20 protein-coding genes and 2 pseudogenes are annotated in these 23,013 nt (G+C 65.6%); 9 read left to right on the forward strand and 13 right to left on the reverse strand.

Annotated elements, in window-relative coordinates; all coding sequences use genetic code 11:
- Positions 1–32: 32 nt before the first annotated feature.
- Positions 33–788, reverse strand: a complete 756-nt coding sequence (locus tag FOM02_RS11025; RefSeq protein ID WP_027559396.1) for an SDR family oxidoreductase — start codon at positions 786–788, stop codon at positions 33–35.
- A gap of 318 nt (positions 789–1,106) precedes the next feature.
- On the reverse strand, positions 1,107–3,827 hold the full coding sequence (locus FOM02_RS11030; protein WP_265441769.1) for an EAL domain-containing protein: 2,721 nt from the start codon (positions 3,825–3,827) through the stop codon (positions 1,107–1,109).
- Positions 3,828–4,141: 314 nt separating this feature from the next.
- On the opposite strand from FOM02_RS11030, the gene FOM02_RS11035 reads away from it, so the two are divergent.
- The gene (locus tag FOM02_RS11035) at positions 4,142–4,306 is read left to right on the forward strand and encodes a Flp family type IVb pilin (RefSeq protein ID WP_027559394.1); all 165 of its coding nucleotides are present in this window, start codon (positions 4,142–4,144) and stop codon (positions 4,304–4,306) included.
- On the opposite strand, the gene FOM02_RS11040 is transcribed toward FOM02_RS11035, so the two are convergent.
- Positions 4,287–5,543 carry an MFS transporter gene (locus FOM02_RS11040; RefSeq protein WP_027559393.1) on the reverse strand — a complete coding sequence of 419 codons (1,257 nt, stop codon included), beginning with the start codon at positions 5,541–5,543 and terminating at the stop codon, positions 4,287–4,289. The two genes, FOM02_RS11035 and FOM02_RS11040, sit on opposite strands and share 20 nt — an antisense overlap.
- Positions 5,540–6,955 carry an amidase gene (locus FOM02_RS11045; protein ID WP_027559392.1) on the reverse strand — a complete coding sequence of 472 codons (1,416 nt, stop codon included), beginning with the start codon at positions 6,953–6,955 and terminating at the stop codon, positions 5,540–5,542. The genes FOM02_RS11040 and FOM02_RS11045 overlap by 4 nt, the downstream gene beginning before the upstream one ends.
- Before the next feature lie 101 nt (positions 6,956–7,056).
- On the opposite strand from FOM02_RS11045, the gene FOM02_RS11050 reads away from it, so the two are divergent.
- Positions 7,057–7,650, forward strand: coding sequence for a CGNR zinc finger domain-containing protein (locus FOM02_RS11050; RefSeq protein ID WP_027559391.1), 594 nt, complete (start codon positions 7,057–7,059; stop codon positions 7,648–7,650).
- 3 nt (positions 7,651–7,653) lie between these two features.
- Here FOM02_RS11050 and moaC read toward each other — a convergent pair whose 3' ends face one another.
- From moaC to FOM02_RS11070, 4 genes and pseudogenes are all read right to left on the reverse strand, one after another.
- Positions 7,654–8,172 carry a cyclic pyranopterin monophosphate synthase MoaC gene (gene moaC / locus FOM02_RS11055; protein WP_027559390.1) on the reverse strand — a complete coding sequence of 173 codons (519 nt, stop codon included), beginning with the start codon at positions 8,170–8,172 and terminating at the stop codon, positions 7,654–7,656.
- 1 nt (position 8,173) lies between these two features.
- Complete coding sequence (gene trpC / locus FOM02_RS11060) at positions 8,174–8,995, reverse strand: indole-3-glycerol phosphate synthase TrpC (protein WP_027559389.1); 822 nt, start codon at positions 8,993–8,995, stop codon at positions 8,174–8,176.
- 7 nt (positions 8,996–9,002) lie between these two features.
- Positions 9,003–10,016: an anthranilate phosphoribosyltransferase gene (trpD, locus tag FOM02_RS11065; RefSeq protein ID WP_027559388.1), complete on the reverse strand. Its 1,014-nt coding sequence runs from the start codon at positions 10,014–10,016 to the stop codon at positions 9,003–9,005.
- A gap of 14 nt (positions 10,017–10,030) precedes the next feature.
- Positions 10,031–11,913 (reverse strand): annotated as a pseudogene (locus FOM02_RS11070) (SurA N-terminal domain-containing protein).
- A 224-nt stretch (positions 11,914–12,137) separates the two neighbouring features.
- On the opposite strand from FOM02_RS11070, the gene tpiA reads away from it, so the two are divergent.
- From tpiA to FOM02_RS11085, 3 genes are all read left to right on the forward strand, one after another.
- Complete coding sequence (gene tpiA, locus FOM02_RS11075; RefSeq protein WP_027559386.1) at positions 12,138–12,893, forward strand: triose-phosphate isomerase; 756 nt, start codon at positions 12,138–12,140, stop codon at positions 12,891–12,893.
- A 139-nt stretch (positions 12,894–13,032) separates the two neighbouring features.
- A complete protein-coding gene (secG, locus tag FOM02_RS11080) occupies positions 13,033–13,419 on the forward strand; it encodes a preprotein translocase subunit SecG (protein ID WP_027559385.1) in 387 nt (128 codons plus the stop codon).
- Positions 13,420–13,585: 166 nt separating this feature from the next.
- Positions 13,586–15,217: a CTP synthase gene (locus FOM02_RS11085; RefSeq protein ID WP_027559384.1), complete on the forward strand. Its 1,632-nt coding sequence runs from the start codon at positions 13,586–13,588 to the stop codon at positions 15,215–15,217.
- A gap of 4 nt (positions 15,218–15,221) precedes the next feature.
- Here FOM02_RS11085 and FOM02_RS11090 read toward each other — a convergent pair whose 3' ends face one another.
- From FOM02_RS11090 to FOM02_RS11100, 3 genes and pseudogenes are all read right to left on the reverse strand, one after another.
- The gene (locus FOM02_RS11090) at positions 15,222–15,884 is read right to left on the reverse strand and encodes a class I SAM-dependent methyltransferase (protein ID WP_027559383.1); all 663 of its coding nucleotides are present in this window, start codon (positions 15,882–15,884) and stop codon (positions 15,222–15,224) included.
- A gap of 112 nt (positions 15,885–15,996) precedes the next feature.
- A pseudogene (locus tag FOM02_RS11095) lies at positions 15,997–17,372 on the reverse strand (sensor histidine kinase).
- Positions 17,369–18,043: a response regulator transcription factor gene (locus FOM02_RS11100; RefSeq protein ID WP_027559381.1), complete on the reverse strand. Its 675-nt coding sequence runs from the start codon at positions 18,041–18,043 to the stop codon at positions 17,369–17,371. The pseudogene FOM02_RS11095 and the gene FOM02_RS11100 overlap by 4 nt, the downstream one beginning before the upstream one ends.
- Positions 18,044–18,230: 187 nt before the next feature.
- On the opposite strand from FOM02_RS11100, the gene FOM02_RS11105 reads away from it, so the two are divergent.
- From FOM02_RS11105 to FOM02_RS11115, 3 genes are all read left to right on the forward strand, one after another.
- Positions 18,231–18,557: an NIPSNAP family protein gene (locus FOM02_RS11105; RefSeq protein ID WP_027559380.1), complete on the forward strand. Its 327-nt coding sequence runs from the start codon at positions 18,231–18,233 to the stop codon at positions 18,555–18,557.
- A 126-nt stretch (positions 18,558–18,683) separates the two neighbouring features.
- On the forward strand, positions 18,684–19,556 hold the full coding sequence (gene kdsA / locus FOM02_RS11110; protein WP_027559379.1) for a 3-deoxy-8-phosphooctulonate synthase: 873 nt from the start codon (positions 18,684–18,686) through the stop codon (positions 19,554–19,556).
- Positions 19,556–20,767: an MFS transporter gene (locus tag FOM02_RS11115; RefSeq protein ID WP_027559378.1), complete on the forward strand. Its 1,212-nt coding sequence runs from the start codon at positions 19,556–19,558 to the stop codon at positions 20,765–20,767. Before kdsA ends, FOM02_RS11115 begins: the two co-directional genes overlap by 1 nt.
- 228 nt (positions 20,768–20,995) lie before the next feature.
- Here FOM02_RS11115 and FOM02_RS11120 read toward each other — a convergent pair whose 3' ends face one another.
- The gene (locus tag FOM02_RS11120) at positions 20,996–21,229 is read right to left on the reverse strand and encodes a hypothetical protein (protein ID WP_027559377.1); all 234 of its coding nucleotides are present in this window, start codon (positions 21,227–21,229) and stop codon (positions 20,996–20,998) included.
- 373 nt (positions 21,230–21,602) lie between these two features.
- Between FOM02_RS11120 and FOM02_RS11125 the strand changes: the two genes are divergently transcribed.
- Positions 21,603–22,469, forward strand: coding sequence for an FkbM family methyltransferase (locus FOM02_RS11125; protein ID WP_027559376.1), 867 nt, complete (start codon positions 21,603–21,605; stop codon positions 22,467–22,469).
- 46 nt (positions 22,470–22,515) lie between these two features.
- On the opposite strand, the gene queF is transcribed toward FOM02_RS11125, so the two are convergent.
- The gene (gene queF, locus FOM02_RS11130) at positions 22,516–22,989 is read right to left on the reverse strand and encodes a preQ(1) synthase (protein ID WP_108914397.1); all 474 of its coding nucleotides are present in this window, start codon (positions 22,987–22,989) and stop codon (positions 22,516–22,518) included.
- Positions 22,990–23,013 lie beyond the last annotated feature (24 nt).

Below are 23,013 nucleotides of genomic sequence, written 5' to 3' on the forward strand. Positions count from 1 at the left end.
CGCTCCCGGGCGAATTCGTTTTGGGCGCCGGCTCAGCTCGGATTCATGGCTGCGAAGGTCGCCTCGTAGCGGCCGTCGCGCTCGGCCCAGCGGCGGGCGCGGTCGCGCTCGACCAGCACCTCGTCGCGAGGGTGAACCCGCAGCTCCAGCAGTTGCATCACTTCCGCGATGTAGGCGGCAAGCGGCATGGCGCGCGCGTCGCTGGCCTGCTGCGTGCCGGTGAGCTCGGTCTGCACATAGGGCGGCGCGAGCTCCAGCACCTCGACCGGAATCCTGCGGAGCTGGTGCCGCAATGATTGCAGCCAGGAGTGCAGGAACGCCTTGCTGGCGCAGTAGGCCGGGAAGTCGGCGCGGGGCACGAAGGCAAGGTTCGAGCTGGTCGCGATGATCGTGGCGTTCCGCTGCGTCTTCAGGAGCGGCAGAAATGCCGCCGTGACGCGCAGCACGCCGACAATGTTGGTCGCGACGATGGCTTCTGCATCGGAAGCATCCCAGCCGTCCGCCGTCATGTCCTCCGGCCGCGAGATGCCGGCATTGGCGATCAGCACGTTGAGCTCGGGGAAGCGCGCGCACAGATCAGCCGACAGGCGCGGTAGCTCCGTGGCATCATCGAGGTCGAGCGGCAGGCCGATCAGGCCGGGGCGTTCAGCCGCGATCTGATCGAGCAGGGCCTGCCGCCTGCCGGTGACGATGACGCGATTGCCGCGGTCGTGGAAAGCTTCGGCCAGCGCGCGGCCGATGCCGCTGGTGCCGCCGGTGATGAGGATCGTGTTGCCGGTCATCTTCATGGTTGCCGCCTTTCGATGGAGGTGAAGGCCACGGCAACCCAGAAGACCCCGGCAGCGAGCAACCCGACAAGACCGCGAACATCCAGGCGCACAGGACTCGCGCTGGAATCGACGTCTTGAACGGGGAAATGTCCGCAAGCGGGGAAAGTGATGGCATGACCGTGGCGTCTCGTGAATCGAGATCTCCCAGCCGGGATCCTCTCGACAAAGGACGCGTTGGATGACGGTAACGCCTACGGCAGCGGCGTTTCGGCGGCTGCAAGTGCTGAAATACTTTGGCCTGATGCCACCGTCAAGCACGGCGGGCAGGCCGAATGGCTAGCTCGCCTCGCGGCGGCGGCTTTCCGCGCCGTTGCGCTCGGCGAGCCGACTGCGATGCAGGGTGAACAGCTCCAGCACCTGGTCGGCGGACTTTGCGGCGCTGAACAGATAGCCCTGCATCTCCGAGCAGCCGAGCGCGCGGAGCAGGCGCTGCTGCTCCTCGGTCTCGACGCCCTCGGCCGTGGTGGCCATGCGGCGGGCGGCAGCCAGATTGACGACGGCCTGCACGATGCTGGCGGAGCCGTCGGGACCGGCGATGTCCTTGACGAAGCAGCGGTCGATCTTGATCTTGTCGAACGGGAAGCGGTGCAGATAGCTCAGCGACGAGTAGCCGGTGCCGAAATCGTCGAGCGCGATGCGCACGCCGATGGCGCGCAGCTGGTGCAGGATCGCGAGCGCCGCATCGTCGTCGCGGATCAGCACCGCCTCGGTGATCTCGAGCTCGAGCCGGCTCGCCGGCAGATTGGAGGCGGCGAGCGCCGCCATGATCTTCAGCGCCAGCGTGCCGCTCTTGAACTGTACCGGCGAGACGTTGACGGCGAGGCGGATATCGTCGGGCCAGCCCGCCGCATCCCGACAGGCAGTCGCCAGCACCCATTCGCCGATCTCGTTGATCAGGCCGGTATCCTCGGCGATCGGGATGAACTCGGCCGGCGAGACCATGCCACGCTCGGGATGGCGCCAGCGCACCAGCGCCTCGCAGCCGGTGATGCGGTCGTCCTTCAGGCCGAGGCAGGGCTGGTAATAGACCTCGAGGCCTTCATGCGCGATGGCGTGGCGAAGGTCGATCTCGAGCTGCCGCCGCTCGTGCACCTTGGCGTCCATCTCCGGCTCGAAGAAGCGATAGGTGCGGCGTCCGGCGGATTTGGCCGCATACATCGCCATATCCGCGTTCTTGAGGATCTGGTCGAGCACGGTGCCGTGCTCCGGTGCGAGCGCAATGCCGATGCTGGCATCGGTGGTGAGATGATGGCCCATGCAGTCGTACGGGGCGCGGATCGCCTGAAAGACCCTCGCGACGAGCTCGTTGACTTGGTCCGGCGACGTCACGGCGCTCTGCACGATGGCGAATTCGTCGCCGCCGAGCCGCGCCACGAAATCCGCGGGGCCAATGCACCGGCTCAGGCTCGCCGCCACCGACTTCAGCAGCTCGTCGCCGACGAGATGGCCGAGCGCGTCGTTGACGCCTTTGAACTCGTCGATGTCGATATAGTGCACCGCGACCTGTTCGCCGGCCGTGACGCCAGCCAGCTCCGCGCGCAGATGCTCGTGGAACATGGCGCGGTTGGGCAGGTCGGTGAGCGCGTCGTAGTGGGCGAGATGGGTGATGCGCTCCTCGATGCGCCGGCGCTCGGTGATGTCCTCGTGCGTGGCGACCCAGCCGCCGTCGGCGAGCGGTTCGTTGAGAATGTGGATCGAGCGGCCGTCGGCGGTGTCGACCACCATGGAGTTGCGGACATGGATGTCGCGCAGCACGCGCGCGACATAGTCCTGGACGTTGCCGGTGAAGGAGCCGGTCGCCTTGCGATGGGCGATGATGTCGTCGAAGCTGGAGCTGGGCTTCACCACGTCCGGCGACAGTCCGTACATCTCGATGTAGCGCTGGTTGCAGACCACGAGCCGCCGTTCGGCGTCGAACAGCAGCAGGCCCTGCGTCATGTTGTTGACGGCGCGATCGAGACGCTGCTTCTCCAGCGTCAGCAGCTCGCGGGAAGCGCGATGCTGCTCCAGCAGCTTGCGCACGATGGCGATCAGAACGCCGGCGATGGCGAGCGCGGAGGCGCCGGCGACCGAGATCAGGATGCTGATCTGCTCGCGCCAGTCAGTCAGGGCCGCGGCGCGCGTCGTGGTGGCCATGATCAGGATCGGGAAGTGGGGCAGGGCCCGTGCCGAGGCCAGCCGGTCCTCGCCGTCGACCGGGCTCATGAAGCGGCCGGCGAAATGATCGAGGCCGAAAATCCTCTGCTGCTCGAACGAGCCGGTCTTGAAATTCCGTCCCATCAGCTCGCCGGAATGGGGATAGCGGGCGAGCAGCGTGCCGTCCCGGTGCAGCATCGAGATCGTCGCGCCATCGCCGAGGACGACGGAGGCGAAGAACTTCTCGAAATTGGCGGGCTCGATGCCGCGTCCGACCACGCCCATGAACTCGCCGTTCGGCCCCACGATCTTGCGGACGATCAGGATGGTCCAGGCGCCCGAGATGCGGCTGTGCAGGGGCTCGATCAGGACATCAGGCGAATAGGGATCGTATTTGAAGGTGCGGAAATAGGCGCGGTCGGCGACATTCACTTTCGGGGCCGGCCAGGCCGTCGACGAATTGATCAAGTTGCCTTCGGCATCGATGATGTTGACGCCGCCGATGTATGGCAGGGCCTCGATCTTCGAGCGCAGCATGCGGTGGACCTCCTGGCCGGAGAGACGCTTGCGATAGTCCTCCGCGGAGTTGATTCCGGTGGTGCGGACGTGGTCGACGAAATCCTTCTGGATGACCGCGAAATCCTGCAGCTGCTGATCGAAATGGTGGGCAAGCAGCAGTGCGGTGTTTTCCAGCTCGCGGCCGGCGTTGCGCAACGCGCGCTCGCGGAAATTCTGCGCCATCAGCGTCGCGCCGACGGCAATCGCCGCGATCAAAAGCGTGCCGCCCACCACCAGCCAGCGGATCGGTCCGCTGCGCACGAAGGCTTGGTCAAAAAGGCGGCTGCCAAATCTCGTCATCATGCTGGATCATTGCCGTGCACACGTCAGGGTCAATTCTTGAGCCCGAAAACATCCGTTGGTTTACGGGAACGGTGTGGAGGCGAAGTTAGGAAGGCTGGTTAATGCGACATGAAGGAACGCGCGCAAAAGCAATCGATCTGTGCGCGAGAATGGCGATGCAGGAATTGCCGGACGTCCCGACCATGCCGGTCAATTTCTGCCGCGCGGGCCGCGATCAACCAAGGCTTAACCATCTAAGTTGCTGGCGATCCTAACGGCGACTTTGGCACGTGATTTGCGAAAAGCCCTGCGAACGAGACAGAGAGGATGCGATCGTGAAAAACGTTTTGAAGAACTTCATTGCCGACGAATCCGGGGCGACCGCCATCGAATACGGCCTGATCGCCGCCGGCATCGCGCTTGCGATCATCACCGTCATCAACGGGATGGGCAGCAAGCTCAGCGCAAAATTCGGATCGATCAGCTCGTCGCTGAAGTGACCGTGCGCGCTCCGCTGCGCGCCAATATCGCCATCACGATCAGCGCCGCGATGATGTTCGCGGCGGCGCTGAGCAGGATCGGCAGCGCGTAGCTGTGGCTCGAGTCATAGGCAAAGCCGGCGGCGCTCGGGCCGACCAGCGTGCCGAAGGCGACGCTGGTGTAGAGAACGCCGATGATGCCGCTGACATTGCGTCCGCCAAAATAGTCCATCACGACCGCCGGCAGGACCGCGACCCAGCCGCCGTAGAACACGCCATAGACGAAGGCGAAGGCGGCGAGTGCCCAGACATCTGCCGCGACGGCCCAGATCACCATCGCGAACGCCATTCCGATCAGCACCATGATCAGCGAGCGGTCGCGGCCCATCCGGTCGGCAAGCGCGCCGAGGAAGAACCGGCCTGCGGTGCTGCCGGCCCCGATCATCCCGAGCAACAGCACGGCCGATGATGCCGCGACCCCGCGGTCGCGCGCGTAGGGCACGAGATGGACGAACGGAACGAAGGCGCCGAAGGAGCAGACGAGGCATGACACATAGAGACCGGCAAAACGCGTCGATCGGACGGCCTCACGCACGGAGGCGCCGCCTGCGTTGGTGGCAGCGGAGGCTTCGCGAGGTGGATCGCCGTCCGGGCCGAGGTCCCGGTCCTTCGGATCGTTCTCGATCAGCAGAGCGAGCCCGCCGCCGAGCACCAGTGCGATCGCGCCCAGCGCCAGATAGGCGCCGCGCCAGCCGACCGATGCGATCAGAAGCGAGGCTAGCGGCGGCATCGCCAGCGTGCCGAGCCCAATGCCGCTGACCGCGAGCCCGGAGGCAAAACCGCGGCGCCGCACGAACCAGCGTTGCACCGCGCCGATCGCGGGAACATAGGCGCAGCCGACCCCAATGCCGACGCCCAGCCCATAGGCGAGATAGACCTCGACGAGCGAGCGCGCGATGCTTGCGGCCGCAAGCCCGACCGCGACCAGGATCATGCCGGCGACCGCGAGCGGCCGCGAGCCGAGCCGATCGGCAAGGGGACCACTGACGAGACCGAGCGCGAAGTAGAGGAAGCCCGCGATCGAAAACACCAGCGAGATCGAGCCGCGCGAGGCGCCGAAATCGCGCTGGAGCGGCTCGAGAAAGGCGCTGAACGTGTAGGCGGAGCCGAAGCCGACGAACATGACGGCGAATGCCGCTGCGACGACGAACCAGCCGTGGAAAATGCTCCGATGAGCCTGCGTGGATTGATTGGTCAATGTTGCCTCCGCGAGGTGAGAGAAGGATGGCGATGATGCCAGGACGTCGCGCGCTGGAATGCGGCGCCGGAACGGACGAGCACGGCTTCGTCGAGATGGGCCGCGACGAGCTGGAACGCGATCGGCATTCCATCCGCCGATACGCCGCCCGGCAGCGTGATCGTGGGATGACCGGTCATGTCGAACGGGCAGGTGTAGCGCTGCAGCTTTGCGATCAGGTCCGGCCGTTCGCCGAGCGTGCTGATCATGGCGAGCGTCACAGGCGGCAACGGGTGCACCGGGATCAGCAGCACGTCGATGGTCTCGAACAGTGCAACCACGCGTCCGCGCAGCGCGAGCCGCCGCAAAAGGATCTTCTGGTAATCGAGCGCGGAGAGCGCGCGACCGGCCTCGATCACCGCGGCGAGGATCGGGCCATACTCGACCTTGCGGGCGGGATAGGTCGCCTCGTGCGCGACCGCAGCCTCGATCGCGCAATTCGGCGCCCAATCGGCGATCGCCTGCGTCACGTCGGGAAATTTGACATCGACGATGTCAGCGCCGAGCGAGCGGAAGACCTCGATGGCGTCCGCCAGCACGCGCTGTGTCGTGAGCTCCACGTCGTCATTGTTCCAAGCCGCGTCGACACCGATCCGCAAGCCGCGTACGTCCTGTGCAGCCAAGGCGAGAAAGTCGGGCACCGGATCGCACAGCGACGTCGGATCATTCGGGTCGTGTCCGGCGATCACGCCGAGCAGCGCGCCGGCATCGGTCGCGCTGCGAGCGATCGGGCCGACATGGTCGAGCGTCGCGGCCAGCTCGAACGCACCGTGACGGCTGACCCGCCCCCAGCTGGGCTTCAGTCCGGTCAGGCCGTTGGCCGCCGACGGCCACCGGATCGAGCCGCCGGTGTCGGAGCCGAGGGAGGCGAAGCAGAGCCCGGCGGCGGTCGCGACCGCCGCTCCGCTGGATGAAATGCCCGGCCAGTAAGCCGCATTCCACGGATTCTGCGGCGGCGTCACCTGCGGATGGTGATCGGAATAGGCGCCCTCCGTGAGCTGCACCTTGCCGAGCACCACTGCGCCGGCGTCCTTGAGCCGCCGCACGACGGTCGCATCGTCACCGGGACAAAAGTTGCGATGAACTGTGGTGCCGGCCGCTGTCGGAATACCCTTGGTCCAGAACAGATCCTTCAGCGCTACCGGCACGCCGTGCAGCGGGCCCCGGTATCGGCCATGTGCGATTTCGGCGTCCGCGGCTTCCGCCGCGGCAATCGCCGTTTCCGCCATCACGTGGACGTAGCTGGAGAGCTCACGGTCCAGAGCGTCGATACGGCCGAGTTGCGCGCGAGTCACCTCCAGCGCGGAGATGTCGCGCGCCTTGATGCGCGCCGCGAGCTCGGTGAGTTCGAGATAGTGAAGGGCTTCGGTCACGGTTCGCGTTCTCCATCGACACCTGTAAAAAGACTATACAGGTGTTGGTTGCTGTCAACCGGTAAATCTGTTTTACTGGTGTTCCAATCCCCGGTGGTCCGATGTCGAAAGAGTCCCGCAAATTCAAGGTTCCCGACGCGCTGGCGAACGTCTACGACTTCGCCAACACGCTCGATGTCCGCCATTTCACGCATTTCGGCGTGGCGCACCCGCAGGGCGACGAGCTCGGCGGGCCGAAGCAACTGGCGGACTGGATGCGGGAACGCGGTCTTGGGGGGGAGGGCGGACGTGTCACGCCCGCAATGCTCGAGACTGCGCTACAGCTGCGCGGCGCCTTGCGCGATTATCTGCAGTGCGAGCCGGCCGAGCGGCGCCGCAACAAGGACGTTCTCGACGCGCTTGACCGCGCTCTCGCGCCGTTTCCATTGCGGGTGGAGGCGCGTGCCGGGCGCGGCGCAATATTGTCGGCGGCACGCGAGGATGCGCTTGGCGGCCTCTCGACGATCGCGATTGAGCTTCACGATGCCACGCTGCTGGGAACGCTCGACCGACTGAAGATGTGCGCGTCCGAGGAATGCTGCCGGGTGTTCTTCGACCGCTCGAAACCATCGACGCGGCGCTGGTGCATGTCGACGCTGTGCGGAAACCGCGTCAAGACGCGTGCCTATCGCGAGCGGCAACGCGAGGCGAAATAGATCTCAGGCGCGGTAATGGCCCGACTTGCCGCCGAGCTTCTCGACGAGATGGATGCCCTCGATGCGCACCCCGCGCTCGACCGCCTTGATCATGTCGTAGATGGTCAGGCACGCGACCGACACGGCCGTGAGCGCCTCCATCTCGACGCCGGTCGGTCCCGTCACCTTCACGCTGGCGCGGACGAGGCAGCCGGGCAGCTTCTTGTCGGGCTCGATGTCGACGGTGACCTTCGACAGCGCGAGCGGATGACAGAGCGGGATCAGCTCCGAGGTGCGCTTCGCCGCCATGATGCCGGCGATGCGCGCGGTGCCGAGCACGTCGCCTTTCTTGGCGTTACCCGAGACGATCAGGTCGAGCGTCGCCCTGGTCATGACGACGCGGCCTTCGGCGACGGCGAGCCGCTCGGTCGCGGGCTTCTCCGAGACGTCGACCATCCGCGCCTCGCCGGAGGCGCCGATATGGGTGAGGGCAGGGCTGGCCTTCGCTCTTGACGGCTTGGATGCAGACGGCTTGCGCGCCATGTCAGCGCGTGCCCGTGGCGCGCGCTGCGGTCTCACGCGTGAGCAGGGTGCGCGTGGCGGCGGTCACGTCGGCCTGCCGCATCAGGCTTTCGCCGACCAGGAAGGTCGACATGCCGACGCGCTCGAGCCGCGCGAGGTCTGCGGGCGTGAAGATGCCGCTCTCGCCGACCATCAGCCGCTCGCCGGGGATCAGCGGCGCCAGCGTCTCGCTGGTGGCGAGCGTGGTCTCGAAGGTGCGCAAATTGCGGTTGTTGACGCCGATCATCGGTGAGCGGAGCTTCAGCGCGCGGTCGAGCTCGGCGCGGTCGTGGATTTCGATCAGCACGTCCATGCCGTAGGCGAGCGCCGCGTCTTCGAGATCTCTTGCCGTGGCATCGTCGAGCGCCGCCATGATGATCAGGATGCAGTCGGCGCCGTGCGCGCGCGCTTCCGCCACCTGATAGGTGTCGAACATGAAATCCTTGCGCAGCACCGGCAGCGACGTCGCCGCGCGTGCGGCCACCATGAAGTCTAGATGGCCCTGGAACGAGGGTGTGTCGGTCAGCACCGACAGGCAGGCCGCGCCGCCGGCCTCATAGGCTTTGGCGAGCACGGGCGGATCGAAGTCGGCGCGGATCAGGCCCTTGGAGGGCGAAGCCTTCTTCACCTCGGCAATCAGCGCGAAGTCGCCATTGGCGTGCTTGGCCTTGATGGCGCGGACGAAGCCGCGGGGAGCGGCTTGCGCCTTGGCCCTGGCCTCGACGTCCGAGAGCGGCTGCGCGCGCTTGGCGGCGGCGATCTCTTCGCGCTTGTAGGCTTCGATCTTGGTCAGGATGTCCGACATGGGAAACTCAGCCGTTCGAGACCGCGATCAGATGCTTCAGCCGCGCGCTTGCCGCACCGCTGTCGAGCGATTTCGCACCGATCGCGACGCCTTCCTTCAGATCCTTGGCGCGGCCGGCCACGACCAGCGCGGCGGCGGCATTCATCAGCGCGACGTCGCGGTACGGACTCGGCTTGCCGTCGAGCACGTTTTGCAGCGCGACCGCGTTGGCGTCGGCGTCACCGCCCTTGAGCGCACCGGGCTCGCAGCGCGACAGGCCGGCCTCTTCCGGCGTCACCTCGAAATTCCGGATCTCGCCCTTGTGGAGCGCGGAAACGAAGGTCGGGCCGGTGAGGGTGATCTCGTCGAGACCGTCGGAGCCGTGCACGACCCAGGCGGATTCGGAGCCGAGGTTCTTGAGCACCTGCGCCAGCGGCTGCACCCATTGCCGCGAGAACACGCCGACCATCTGCCGTTTCACGCCGGCCGGGTTGGACAGGGGCCCGAGCAGGTTGAAGATCGTGCGGGTCGCAAGCTCGACCCGGGTCGGGCCGACGTTCTTCATGGCGGGATGATGGGCGGGCGCGAACATGAAGCCTATGCCGCATTCGCGCACGCAGCGACCGACCTGCTCCGGCCGGAGGTCGATCTTGACGCCGAGCGAGGCCAGCACGTCGGCGGCACCCGAGCGCGACGACAGCGCGCGGTTGCCATGCTTGGCGACCGGCAGGCCGGTGCCCGAGACGATGAAGGAGGCGCAGGTCGAGACGTTGACCGAGCCGGAGCCGTCGCCGCCGGTGCCGACGATGTCGACGGCATCTGCCGGCGCATCGACGGTGAGCATCTTGGAGCGCATCGCCGACACTGCGCCGGTGATCTCGTCCACGGTCTCGCCGCGGACCCTGAGCGCCATCAAGAGGCCACCCATCTGCGAGGGCGTGGCCTCGCCGGACATCATGGCGTCGAAGGCGGAAGCGGCTTCTTCACGCGACAGGCTGGCGCCGGTCGCCACTTTTCCAATGATCGATTTCAGGTCGTCCATCGCGTGCTTTCAACTCACTGGTTCGCGCCGGTCACCTGCGCGAAGGCGGCCTGATTAATGGTGGTCCCGATGTCGGTTTCAAGCTTGTTGACGTAGGCGGTGACCTGCTCCTCGGTCAGCGCGCGGTCGAGGCTGTCCTTCAGCTTCTTGACCGCATCCGAGGCGGCATCGACCGCGGGGTCGACGATGTCGGTGACGCGGAAGACGATCACCTCGCTGCCGCCGCTCGCGGGCGTCTGCCCGACGCCGTCCTTGGCGGTGCGGAACGCGGCCGCCACCGCCGCGGCGAGTCGTCGCGCTTGAAGCCCGAGGCGGTCTCGACCTTGACGCCGATCGCGGCGGCTTCATCGGCGAGCTTGCCGCCGGCTTCGAGCTTCTGCACCATCTCGGTCGCCTTGGTCTTCAGCTTGGCGGCGATCTGATCCTGGCGCCAGCGCGCCTCGACCTGGTCGCGGACCTCGTCGAGATTGCGGTCGCGCGAGGGCGTGATGGCGAGCACGTCGTACCAGACATAGCCGCCCTTGAACGAGATCGAGTCGTTGTCGACGCCGACATCGGTGTTGAAGGCCTGCGACACCACGTCGAGCCCCTGCGGGATGTTGGCGACCGGCTGGCCGTTGGGCGCGCGGCCGGAGCGGTCGACGGCGTCGATTGTCACGGCGGTGAGGCCGAGCTTCTGCGCCGCGTCGATCACGCTGGAGCCGCCGCCGCGCTCGTCCTCCATCTTGTCGCGGAGATCGGCGACCTTGACGCGTGCGCGCTCGGTGGCGATCTCGCGCTTGATGTCGGCTGCGACCTTTGCAAAGTCCGGCTCGACACCGGGCTCGATCTTGTCGACCTTGACGATGGAGACGCCGAGGGCGCCCTGGATCGGCTGGCTGATCTCACCTGCGGGCAGCGCGAAGGCGGCATTCCCGACCGCGGAGTCGAGCGACGATTTGGTCACGAGCCCAAGGTCGACGTCCGAGGCGCTCAGCCCGCGCTCCTTGCCGAGATCCTCGAACGACGTGCCGGCGACCAGGCGCTCGCGAGCGACCTGCGCATCGGCGGCGTTCGGGAATACGAGTTGCTGGATTTGGCGCCTTTCGGGTGTGCCGAACCGGTCCTTGCGCTGATCGAACACCTTCCTGGCGTCCTCGTCCGACACTTCGGTCCACTTGCCGATCTCCTCCGGCGAGACCACGACGAAGGCAATCTTGCGATATTCGGGGGCGCGGAACTGGACCTTGTGATCCTCGAAATAGGCGGCGAGCGCCTCGGGCGAGGGCGCATCGATCTGACCCGCCTGCGCCGCGTCGAGCCTGACGAACTCGATGGCGCGCTGCTCGTTCTGGAACCGCGTCAGCACGTCGATCATCGCCTTCGGCGGCTCGAGGCCGGCGCCGATCGTGCCGGTGAGCTGCCGGCGCAGCGACACCTTGCGCTGCTCGGAGACGTAGCGCTGCTCGGTGTAGCCGAAATTGCGGATCACGGCCTGGAAGCGGTTGGCGTCGAATTTGCCGTCGACGCCCTTGAAGTTGGGGTCGTTCATGATGACCTGGCGGATCTGCTCGTCGGACTGGCCGAGCCCGAGCCGGCGCGCCTCTTCGTCGAGCGCGGCCTCCGCGATGGTCTGCTGCAGCACCTGGCGATCGAGGCCGAAGGCGCGCGCCTGGTCAGGCGTCAGCGGACGGCCGAACTGGCGGCTGATCTGCTGCAGACGGTCGGTGTAGATCTGGCGGAACTCGTTCAGCGAAATCTCGGTGTGGCCGATCTTGGCCACCGTGGACTGACCGAAGCCCTTGAAGATGTCGGCGATGCCCCAAATGCCGAAGCTGATGATCAGCACGCCCATCACGATCGCCATAATGGTCTTGCCGACCCAGTTTGATGAGGCCTTGCGCATTCCTCGAAGCATTTGGTCCAACTTGTTTTGGTCAGGAGGGGAACGGGAGCGCGTCTTAATGCAGATTCCGCAAAAGCGCCTCACCAAATTGATCAATCATCATAAAGTGGTGGCTTTGCCCCCGCAACCTCAGGTCAGGCGGTCCCCCAGAGCTGCGGTTAAAGGCCTCTGGTCTCTGGAACTGCCGCGACAGCTCTGCTAGCGCATGCGCAAACCTCATTTTGCTGGAAATTGACATGACCGATGCCATCCGACCCCTGATCGCCGGCAACTGGAAAATGAACGGCCTGAAAGGTTCGGCTGCCGAATTCGACGCCATGCTCAACGGCGCGGCAGATGTGGCTGCCAAGGCCGACCTGCTGGTCTGCCCGCCGGCGACCCTGATCGCGGCCTTTGCCGACAAGGCGCGGGGCAAGATGGTCGCGGTCGGGGCCCAGGATTGCCATCCCAAGGCCTCGGGCGCCCATACCGGCGATATCGCCGCCGAAATGCTGGCGGATGCGGGGGCGAGCGCCATCATCGTCGGCCATTCCGAGCGCCGCGCCGACCACGGCGAGGGCGATGCCCTCGTCAGGCAGAAGGCGGAAGCCGCCTGGCGCGCCGGCTTGGTCGCGATCGTCTGCATCGGCGAGACCCAAGGCCAGCGCGATGCCGGCCAGACCCTGGATATCCTGCGCGGCCAGCTCGACGGCTCGCTGCCGGACGCCTCTACCGCCGCCAACCTGGTCGTGGCCTATGAGCCGGTCTGGGCGATCGGCACCGGTCTCACCCCCACAGCCCAGGATGTCGAGCAGATTCATGGCTTTATCCGGGAGTTCCTGACCTCAAGGTTTAGGGCCGAAGGGGCGAAGATGCGCATCCTCTATGGCGGCTCGGTCAAGCCGTCCAACGCGGCCGAGCTAATGGCGGTCAAAAACGTCAACGGCGCCTTGGTCGGCGGTGCCAGCCTGAAGGCGGCCGATTTCCTTGCGATTGCCAAGGGCTGCCCCTAGCTATTTCAAACCGTCGGCATGAGCCCGATCGGGGGTGGCAATGCCCCTCCCGATCGTGTAACACCGCGCAACTTCAGGAAAACCCGCGAAGCGCGACCGGCCGCCGTCAGGCGCTGCCCGCTTGTGACGGAAGGACATTATGCAGACCGTTGTCATCGTCATCCACCTCATGATCGTCGCCGTCATGATCGGCGCCGTCCTGCTCCAGAAGTCGGAAGGCGGCGGCCTCGGCATGGGCGGTGGCGCGGGTTTCATGTCGAGCCGCGGCACCGCGAACCTTTTGACGCGGACCACCGCGATCCTTGCCGCTGGCTTCTTCCTGACTAGCCTGTTCCTGTCCTGGCACGCCGGGTACAACCGCGCACCCTCGTCGATCATTGGCCAGCCGGCCTCGCAGAGCCAGCCGGCCGGCGGCGCGCCGATCTCGGCGCCGACCTCGGGCGGCATCCTCGACACGCTGAAGAAGGCCGACGAGCAGCAGCAGAACCAGGCGCCGTCAGGCCCGCAGGTGCCGCGCTCGCAATAAAGCAGGGGGGCCATGCAGGGCGGTGGCTACCGTCCTGCATCAACAATCCCCATCAAGGCTCTGTCAGCACTCTCAGTTTCGGATCACCCACAGGCCCGCAGAATCTTTGGGGCGGAATACGAATCGCTTTGGCGAATCGAATTCGAGGGATTAGAGGTTAAGTCCCATGGCGCGGTACATATTCATCACCGGCGGCGTGGTTTCCTCGCTCGGCAAGGGTCTGGCTTCAGCGGCACTCGGTGCGTTGTTGCAAGCCCGGGGCTACAAGGTCCGCCTCCGCAAGCTCGATCCCTATCTCAACCTCGATCCCGGAACGATGTCGCCGTATCAGCACGGCGAAGTGTTCGTGACCGATGACGGCGCGGAGACCGATCTCGATCTCGGTCACTACGAGCGCTTCACCGGGCGGCCGGCGACCAAGGCCGACAACATCACGACGGGACGGATCTACCAGGACATCATCTCCAAGGAGCGCCGCGGCGATTATCTCGGCGCGACCATCCAGGTGGTGCCGCACGTCACCAATGCCATCAAGGAGTTCGTGCTCGACGGCAACGACGAGTACGATTTCGTGCTGGTCGAGATCGGCGGCACCGTCGGCGACATCGAGGGCCTGCCGTTCTTCGAGGCGATCCGCCAGCTCAAGAACGAGTTGCCGCGCGACCACGCCGTCTACATCCATCTCACGCTGCTGCCCTACATTCCGAGCGCTGGCGAATTGAAGACCAAGCCAACGCAGCATTCGGTAAAGGAGCTGCGCTCGATCGGCATCCAGCCGGACATCCTGCTGTGCCGTACCGACCGCGAGATCCCGAAGGAGGAGCGGCGCAAACTCGGTCTGTTCTGCAACGTGCGCGAAAGCGCCGTGATCGAGGCGCGCGACGTCGACAACATCTACGCCGTCCCCGAGGCCTATCACAACGCCGGCCTCGACGACGAGGTGCTCGCCGCCTTCGGCATCGCCTCGCGGATTCCGCCGGAGCTGCGCAGCTGGCAGCAGATCAACGAGCGCGTCCGCAATCCCGAAGGCAACGTCACCATCGCCATCGTCGGCAAATATACCGGCATGAAGGATGCGTATAAGTCGCTGATCGAGGCGCTCTCGCACGGCGGCATCGCCAACAAGGTGAAGGTCAATCTCGACTGGATCGAGAGCGAGATCTTCGAGAAGGAAGATCCGGCGCCGTTCCTCGAGCACGTCAACGGCATCCTGGTGCCCGGCGGATTCGGCCAGCGCGGCGCCGAAGGCAAGATCAAGGCGGCGCAGTTCGCGCGCGAGCGCGACGTGCCGTATTTCGGCATCTGCTTCGGCATGCAGATGGCGGTGATCGAGGCCGCGCGAAACCTCGTCGGCATCGAGGACGCCAACTCCACCGAGTTCGGCCCGACCAAGGAGCCCTTGGTCGGCCTGATGACGGAATGGCTGCGCGGCAACGAGCTCGAGAAGCGCTCGCAGGCCGGCGATCTCGGCGGCACGATGCGGCTCGGCGCTTATCCCGCCGCGCTCAATCGCGGCAGCCGTGTCTCGCAGGTCTATGGCGGCGCGACTGAGATTTCCGAGCGCCACCGCCACCGCTACGAGGTCAACACCGCCTATAAGGATCGCCTCGAGCAGCACGGGTTGAAATTCTCCGGCCTGTCGCCCGACGGTGTGCTGCCTGAGATCGTCGAGTACGAGGATCATCCCTGGTTCATCGGCGTGCAATTCCATCCGGAGCTGAAGTCGCGGCCGTTCGAGCCACACCCGTTGTTCGCCTCGTTCATCCAGGCGGCGATGGTGCAGAGCCGGCTGGTCTGACGGCTCAGCGCGCGGTCGAATAGCCGCGCGCTTGCTGCATCGGCGCCAACGCGACCCGCGCTGATGGTTCGGGCGCAAGCGATCCCGTGATCAGCTTCATCTGCGGCCGCCGCGTCAGGCGGTAGACCGCGGCGGGCGGCACGTTCAGCAGGGCGCGGTCCACGAGCTTTGCGCGCAGGCCCAGCCGGTCGAGCACGGGCCGCGGCACCGGGCAGCTCATGCCGTAGGTGAACTGGTAGAAGGCGCCGCCGGGGCGGACGTAGCTGAACGCGCCGCTGAGGATCGACATCACCTTGCGTCTCGACATGTTGAGCAGCGGCAGGCCGCTCACGACCGCGCCGACGGGTGCGCCGTCATAGAGGCGCTCGGTTGCGAGCCGTGCCGCGTCCATCCACAGCACGCGCGCGCCGGGAAAGCGCATTTGCAGCAGCTTCATGAAGTCGGAGCCGTATTCGATCAGCGTCAGATCCTGCGGCCGGACGCCGCGTTTGAGCAGCTTGTAGGTGAACGCGCCGGTGCCGGGACCGAGCTCGAGGATCGGACCTGTCGTTGCAGAGATCTCGCGCGTGATGAGATCGGCGAGCGCCGCACCCGATGGTGCGATGGCGCCGACCTGACGCGGAGACGACATCCAGGACAGGAAGAACGAAAGAAAATCGTTGGGCATGCGCACTCCGGCATCTGGTTTGCACCTCCTAAAGATTCGAGGTGTGACGGATGCAATGTTGCGGAGGCGCATTGCGACAGCATTGCGCTGCCAGAAGCGGATGCGGCTTGAATCAGCTCTGTCGCGCCGGCGGCAGCGTCATCCTGAAACAGGCGCCACCATCCGGTCCGTCCGTCACCGAGACGTGGCCGCCATGCAGCTGCACGATTTCGCGCACCATGTTGAGGCCGAGTCCGGCACCGCGATCGAGCGGCGCCAGCCGGTAGAACGGCTCGAAGATCTGCTCGCGCTGATCGGCGGGAATGCCGGCGCCTTCATCGGTGACCTCGATGCTCCCAGGGCTGCTGACGCGAATTCCGATAATGCCGCGGCGAGGGCCATGCTGGATCGCATTCTGCACGAGGTTGGTCAGCGCGCGCTCAAGCGCCGCCGCATCGCCGATCGTCTCGATCGGTGCCGGTGGGGCATCGAGCGCCAGCTCGTAGCCTGCGGCGATCGCCAGTGGCGCGAGGTCGGCGGCTACGCTTTGCGCGACGGCTGCGAGATTGACGCGCGTGAAGGGATGGCCGCAGCGGTCGAGCCGCTGGATGTCGAGCAATTGCTCGGCAAGGGTTGCGAGCCGCGCGGCATCCTCGAGCAGGCGGGTCTTGTCCGGCCCCGGCGCAAGCGACTCCAGGCGCGTGTTCAGGATCGCGATCGGCGTGCGCAGCTCGTGGGCTGCGTCGGCGACGAAGCGCTTGTGGCGCGCATAGCCCTGGTCGAGCCGTGCCAGCGCATCATTGACCGCAGTCACGAGCGGCACGACTTCCAGCGGAATCCGCTCCACCGAGAGCCGCGCGCCGCGCTGATGGATGTCGATGCGCCGCGCCTCGTCCGCCGTGGTATCGAGCCCCCTGAACGCGCGCTGCACGATCATCGGCGTCGCGATGAATGTCGCCGTCCCCATCAGCAGCAGGCCGGGCAGGGCGATGCCGAGGAACGCAAGCGACGTCGTCAACAGCGCCTTGGCGCCCGTCAGTCGTCCCTGCGTCGCCGTGATGATTTGCACATGGCCGGCATCGGTGTCGACCCGCTTCAGCCGCGCCGCCGGCTTGCGCGGATCGTCCTCGAACATCTGCCAGCCGAGCCGGGCCTGGCTGATCTGGTCGAGGCCGGCGCCGATCGCGGCGAATTCGGCCGGCACGGCGCCTTCGCTGAGGACGCGACCCTGCCGGTCGCGGACCAGGAACCAGAGATCGGGCGTCTCGCCGCGCAACTGCGTCAGCTCGGCCGTCGGCCGCAGGGCCAGCGCGCCTTCGCATCGCGCGTGAGCGCGCGCTGGACGACATCGATGACACGGTCCTCGTCGCGCCCGGCGAGCACGAAGCCCGATGCGCACAACGCTCCGACCACGACCGCAACCAGTGCAAGGAGCAGTGCGGCCTGGAGCGATAGCAGGCGCCAGCTCAGCCGTGAGCGCAGGCAATAGGGATCGTGGTGTTTGCTCATGGCAGCTTCTTGAGGAGATAGCCAACGCCGCGAATCCCATGGATCTCGACGCCCGCCTCGGCATCCGCGAGCTTTCGCCTGAGCCGCGAGACGTGCGTGTCGAGCGCGTTCGACTGGATCTCGTCGTCGAAATTGTAGACCGCTTCTTCCAGGGCCGAGCGCAGCACGGTGCGCCCCATGCGGCGGATCAGGGCTTCGAGCACCAGGAGCTCCCGGCGCGGCAGCTCGAACGGCGCACCGTCGATGCTGGCTTCGCGATGACTGAGGTCGAAGGCGATGCGGCCGGCACGGATGATTTCGGGAGACAGGCCCGCGGGCCGCCGCAGCACTGCACGCAGGCGTGCGAGCAGCTCCTCGACCGCGAACGGTTTTGCAAGATAGTCGTCGGCGCCGCTGTCGAGCCCGGCAATGCGGTCGGCGAGTTCGCCGCGCGCGGTGAGGACGATGATCGGCACGCCGTCGGCGCGCGCGCGAAGCTTGGGGATCAACGCGAGGCCGTCGCCATCGGGAAGCTGGCGGTCGAGCAGGACCGCGGCATGGACGTCGGCGGAAATGGCCTCTTCCGCCTCGGCGAGCGTCGGGGCATGGTCCACCACCATGTCGTAGCGCTTCAGCGCCGAGGCCAGCGCGCCGGCCATTTCCGCCTCATCCTCGACGAGCAAGATCCGCATGTATGGGCACCTGAACCACAACTGAGCCTTTGTAGCGGCCCGATCATTGCGGCAGCATTGCGGGGTCTGCCGCAGTACCGGAAGCTCAAGCCATGCGCAGAACGCCACAGGGGCGGCCGGGCGGCGCTCAAGACACCGTCGGGGCCAGCCGCTATAACCGCCCGACCTGTTCAGGGAGGAGCCAAGAATGATCTACGAAATGCGCATCTATCGCTGCGTGCCCGGCCGCCTGCCGGCGCTCTTGAAGCGGTTCGAGACGGTCACGCTGAAACTGTGGGAGAAGCACGGCATCAAGCAGGCCGGGTTCTTCACCACGCTGATCGGCGAATCCAACCAGGAGCTGACCTATTTCCTGGCCTGGGACTCGCTCGCCGAGCGCGAGACGAAGTGGGGCAAGTTCATGACCGATCCGGACTGGATGAAAGCACGCGCCGAGAGCGAAGCGGATGGCCAGATCGTCGGCAACATCGTCAGCCAGCTCCTGACGCCGACGGCCTTCTCGGCGGTGAAGTAGGAACCTGCCGATACTAGGGCGGCGCCGGCAGCCCCGGCGCAACCCTGATATTCTGACAGCCCGCGCCGAATAGGGTTGATCCGACCCTCATGGCGGCTATGGTCGCGCCGAAACGAGGGATTTGCCTTGAGCTCTTCGACGTCAGCGGCGCCGGTCGTCACCATCGGCAAGGTCAATTTCGGCAATGACCTGCCGATCTCGATCATTGCAGGACCCTGCCAGCTCGAAAGCCGCCAGCATGCGCTGGAGGTGGCCTCCGCGCTGAAGGAGATCGCCGCGCGGCTGAACATCGGTCTCGTCTACAAGACCTCCTTCGACAAGGCCAACCGCACCAGCGCGTCCGCCGCGCGCGGCCTTGGTCTTGCGCAGTCGCTGCCGATCTTCGCGGAGATCCAGTCCTCGCTCGGCCTGCCGGTCCTGACCGACGTGCACGAAGCCACGCAATGCGCCGAGGTGGCGCAGGCCGTCGACATCCTGCAGATCCCGGCCTTCCTGTGCCGGCAGACCGATCTGCTGCTGGCGGCGGCCGCCACCGGCAAGGTCGTCAACGTCAAGAAGGGCCAGTTCCTCGCGCCCTGGGACATGGCCAATGTCGTGACCAAGATCACGGGCGCGAACAACCCGAATGTGCTGGTGACGGAGCGTGGCGCGTCCTTCGGCTACAACACGCTGGTCTCCGACATGCGCGCGCTGCCGATCCTGGCGCGCACGACCGGCGCGCCCGTGATCTTCGACGCCACCCATTCGGTGCAGCAGCCGGGCGGGAAGGGGACGTCCTCGGGTGGCGAGCGCGAATTCGTGCCGGTGCTGGCGCGCGCGGCGGTGGCGGTCGGCGTTGCCGGCGTCTTCATCGAGACCCATCCCGATCCCGATCGGGCGCCCTCCGACGGCCCCAACATGGTGCCGCTGCGCGAGTTCGAGGGGCTGATCGCTCAGCTGATGGCGTTCGACGCGCTGGCCAAGAATACGTCCAAGAATACGAAGGGCATCACGCGCTGATGCACCAGCCTGTGATAGGGCCGTCCGCCGATCAGAAGTTTCCGCCCGCGATCAACATCATCGCGCTCGCCAGCTTCTCGGCGGCGTTGTCGACGCGGGCGCTCGATCCAGTTCTGCCGCACGTCGCCGAGGATTTCTCGGTCAGCATCACGACCGCCGCCAGCATCGCGGCGGGCTATGCCTTGATCTACGCGCTGGTCCAGCCAGTGATCGGCGCCGCTGCCGATCTGTTCGGCAAGGCGCGCCTGATGACGCTGTGTCTGGCGCTGCTCGGCGTCGCCTGCATTCTCGGCGCGATCGCGACGACTTTCTCGGGCCTGTTCGCAAGCCGCATCCTGGCCGGCATCGCCTCCGGCGGCGTGTTTCCGGTTGCGCTCGGTCTCACCGCCGACCTCGTTGCGCCAGCCAAGCGGCAGGTCGCGATCGGGCGCACGCTGGCGGGTTCGATGACCGGAAATCTGCTCGGCGCGAGTGCCTCCGGCATCATCGGCGATCTCATCGGCTGGCGCGGCGTGCTCATGATCCTCGGCGGGCTCGGTCTGATCGCGGCCGTTGCCGTGGCCGCCGGCTTCCGCGGTGCCGCGCTGACGGCGCCCCCGAAAACCGACCTGAAGACCTTGCGCCAGGGCTACCGCACCATCTTCGCCAATCCCAACACGCGCTATTGCTACTCGGCGGTGTTCGTCGAGGGCTGCTGCGTGTTCGGCCTGTTTCCCTTCATCGCCGCGCTGCTGTTCGATCTCGGCGAGAAGTCGCTGTCGATCGCGGGCATCGTGATCGCGGGCTTTGCCATCGGCGGGCTGTTCTACACGTTCACGGTCTCGCGCTTTCTGCCCTGGCTAGGCGTCAAGGGCATGATGATCGCGGGCGCGAGCCTCGTCGCCCTCCAGCTCGGCGCGCTTGCCTTCGGTCCCGGATGGAAGCTGCAATTCGCCAGCATGCTGGCGATGGGCTGGGGCTTCTACATGATCCATGGTTGCTTGCAGGTGTTCGCCAGCGAGCTGTCGATCGGCGCGCGGGCGACGGCGATGTCGCTGCATTCGTTCTTCTTCTTCATGGGGCAGACGGTCGGCCCGATCGCCTATGGTTTTGGCCTTGCGCATGCCGGCAAGGTGCCGACCCTGAGCGTGAGCGCGGCGATCATGGTGCTGCTGGGCCTCGTCTGCGCCCGGCTGCTCAAGCCGCGTGCGCCGTCGGACGCGCGGGCCTGACGGAAGTATCGCGCTACAGAGCGGCCGCTGCGGGTTCCCCGGAGGAAGAGGACGGATGTGGGAGAATAACCCTCCTTCCAAAGTAGAAAATCTCGCGGCTTGATTGTGCATCGCAACCGCTGGTAGGCCATTTCTGACTGAGGGCTTACTTAATGCGATTTTTTTACTGGTGGCGGGACCGGAAGTATCCGGACGCCGAGTTGGCGTGGCATGAGTGCGCACCGCCAATCATTCCGCGACGAACGGTTGATGGCGGCTGGACTGATAGCTCGCTTTATCCGGGGAAGACTTGGCGGCGGCGAGGCGTTGGTGGAAAGTGGGAGTATCGCCAAGATCCGCAGGCGCCTGAAGATATAGGCCGCGATCAATGGTAAGCGGCATGACCCGCAGAGAGAAGATCGCGCTGGGCGTTATATCGATCGCCGTGTTGGTTCTCTCTGCAATCCTATTAGCATCGAACATCTAGGCCACGGTGCGGTTGCTTGTGGAGATGCCGCGAGAGCCGCGCGGTCCGAGTGAGTCCTTCGACCAGCTCACATGAATCGACCGTGTGGCCGAAGCGAGGACAGGTCGCCCTGATCTGACCTATTTTTCGTGGAAGAGTTGTCGAGCCCTCCTCTCGAAGCCGAGCCAGCTCGCCGCCCGCGAGCTCGACGTCCACGGTTTCGTAAGCCAGATGAAAGCGGTGGCAGAAGCCGCACACCGCTGCGACCGCCGCGGTTCTCTAAAGAGAGGAACTTATCATCTATTGCGAGAGGCCGTGTTCCGGCTTGCGCAACCGGAGATCGAATTGTGGGGGCACAACTAAGAAAGACAGATAGAGGGACGCATTTCCATGGCTGGAACGATCGAGCTATTTGACAAGGTCTTTCGCCAAAATCCTTATTTGCCGAAGCTTCCTTGGCTTCGAGATCTGCTTCGTAAACCGTATCACTGGATCATCGGGCATGCCGGAAAAGAAGGCCTGACTCTCAATGTCGGCAGGTCATTTCCGATCCAGGTTCCCCCAAAGTACCTCGCGAAAGAGATGGTCGACTACGAGGTCGAGGCGTGCCGCGCGATGCGGGAGTGGTTCGACACCCATAACGGCTGCTACTTCGTCGACATTGGCTGCTCCTTCGGCTTCATGACCGCCGGCGCGCTGTTTGCTGATCCTGCCTGCAGGGTTGTCGCAATCGACTCGGAAGCAAAAAACCTCGGCGTGCTCGACGCGATGTGCTCGCTTGCTCCCGGCGTTGCCTCGCGATTGCGCGTCATCCGGGCGCTCGTCGGCGAAGACGCCCCTCCGGTCAAAACCCTGTCCCAACACGTCGCCGACACACGTGCTGTCCTGGCTTCCGACCCCAACGTGACTGGAAATCCTCAATGGACGCTGGAGCATGTGATCACGCTTGATGATCTCGCCGCAGACGTTCCCAGGGTGTCCCTCGACAGCCTGTTGCTTGAAGAACTGCAAGCAAACAGAGAGCGCGCGTGCCTCGTCAAATGTGACGTCGAGGGCGGAGAAATGATCGTCCTGCGTGGCTTGAATCGGATCCTGCAGGACATCAAGCCGATGTTGATGCTAAGTGTCCACCCTCCGTTCCTCCCGAAGTTTGGGACCTCCGCAGACGAAATCTCACGATTCCTTGGCGAATGTGGTTACGACCATCGATTGATCGCGGTCGATCACGAAGAACACTGGCTCTGCTTGCCACGGTAGGCGCTGCATAATCATATGGACGCGCCCCTCAGCGGTTGAGCTCGCGCTAGCCCCGCCCGCGATACGGCGCGACGCCCTGCTCGGGCACCCACAGGCCTTTCGGCACGCGGCCGGTCTGCCAGAACACGTCGATCGGGATGCCGCCGCGCGGATACCAATAGCCGCCGATGCGCAGCCATTTCGGCTTGATCTCGCTCGCGATACGCTTGCCGATCATCACGGTGCAGTCCTCGTGAAAGGCGCCGTGATTGCGGAAGCTCGCGATGTAGAGCTTGAGCGATTTCGACTCCAGCAGCCACTGGCCCGGCGCGTAGTCGATCATCAGATGCGCGAAATCCGGCTGCCCCGTGACCGGGCAGAGCGAAGTGAATTCCGGCACGGTGAAGCGCACCAGATAGTCGGTGCCCATTTGCGGATTGGGCACGCGGTCGAGCTGGGCTTCTTCCGGCGTGTGGGGCCATTCGACCGCGCGGCCGAGCTGGAGGGATTTTTTCGCCATCGTCACATCCTGTTCGAGCATGATCCGGTCTTCCGAAAGATCATG

Origin of the sequence: Bradyrhizobium sp. SEMIA (genome assembly GCF_014844175.1) — a bacterium.
Lineage (GTDB): Bacteria > Pseudomonadota > Alphaproteobacteria > Rhizobiales > Xanthobacteraceae > Bradyrhizobium > Bradyrhizobium arachidis.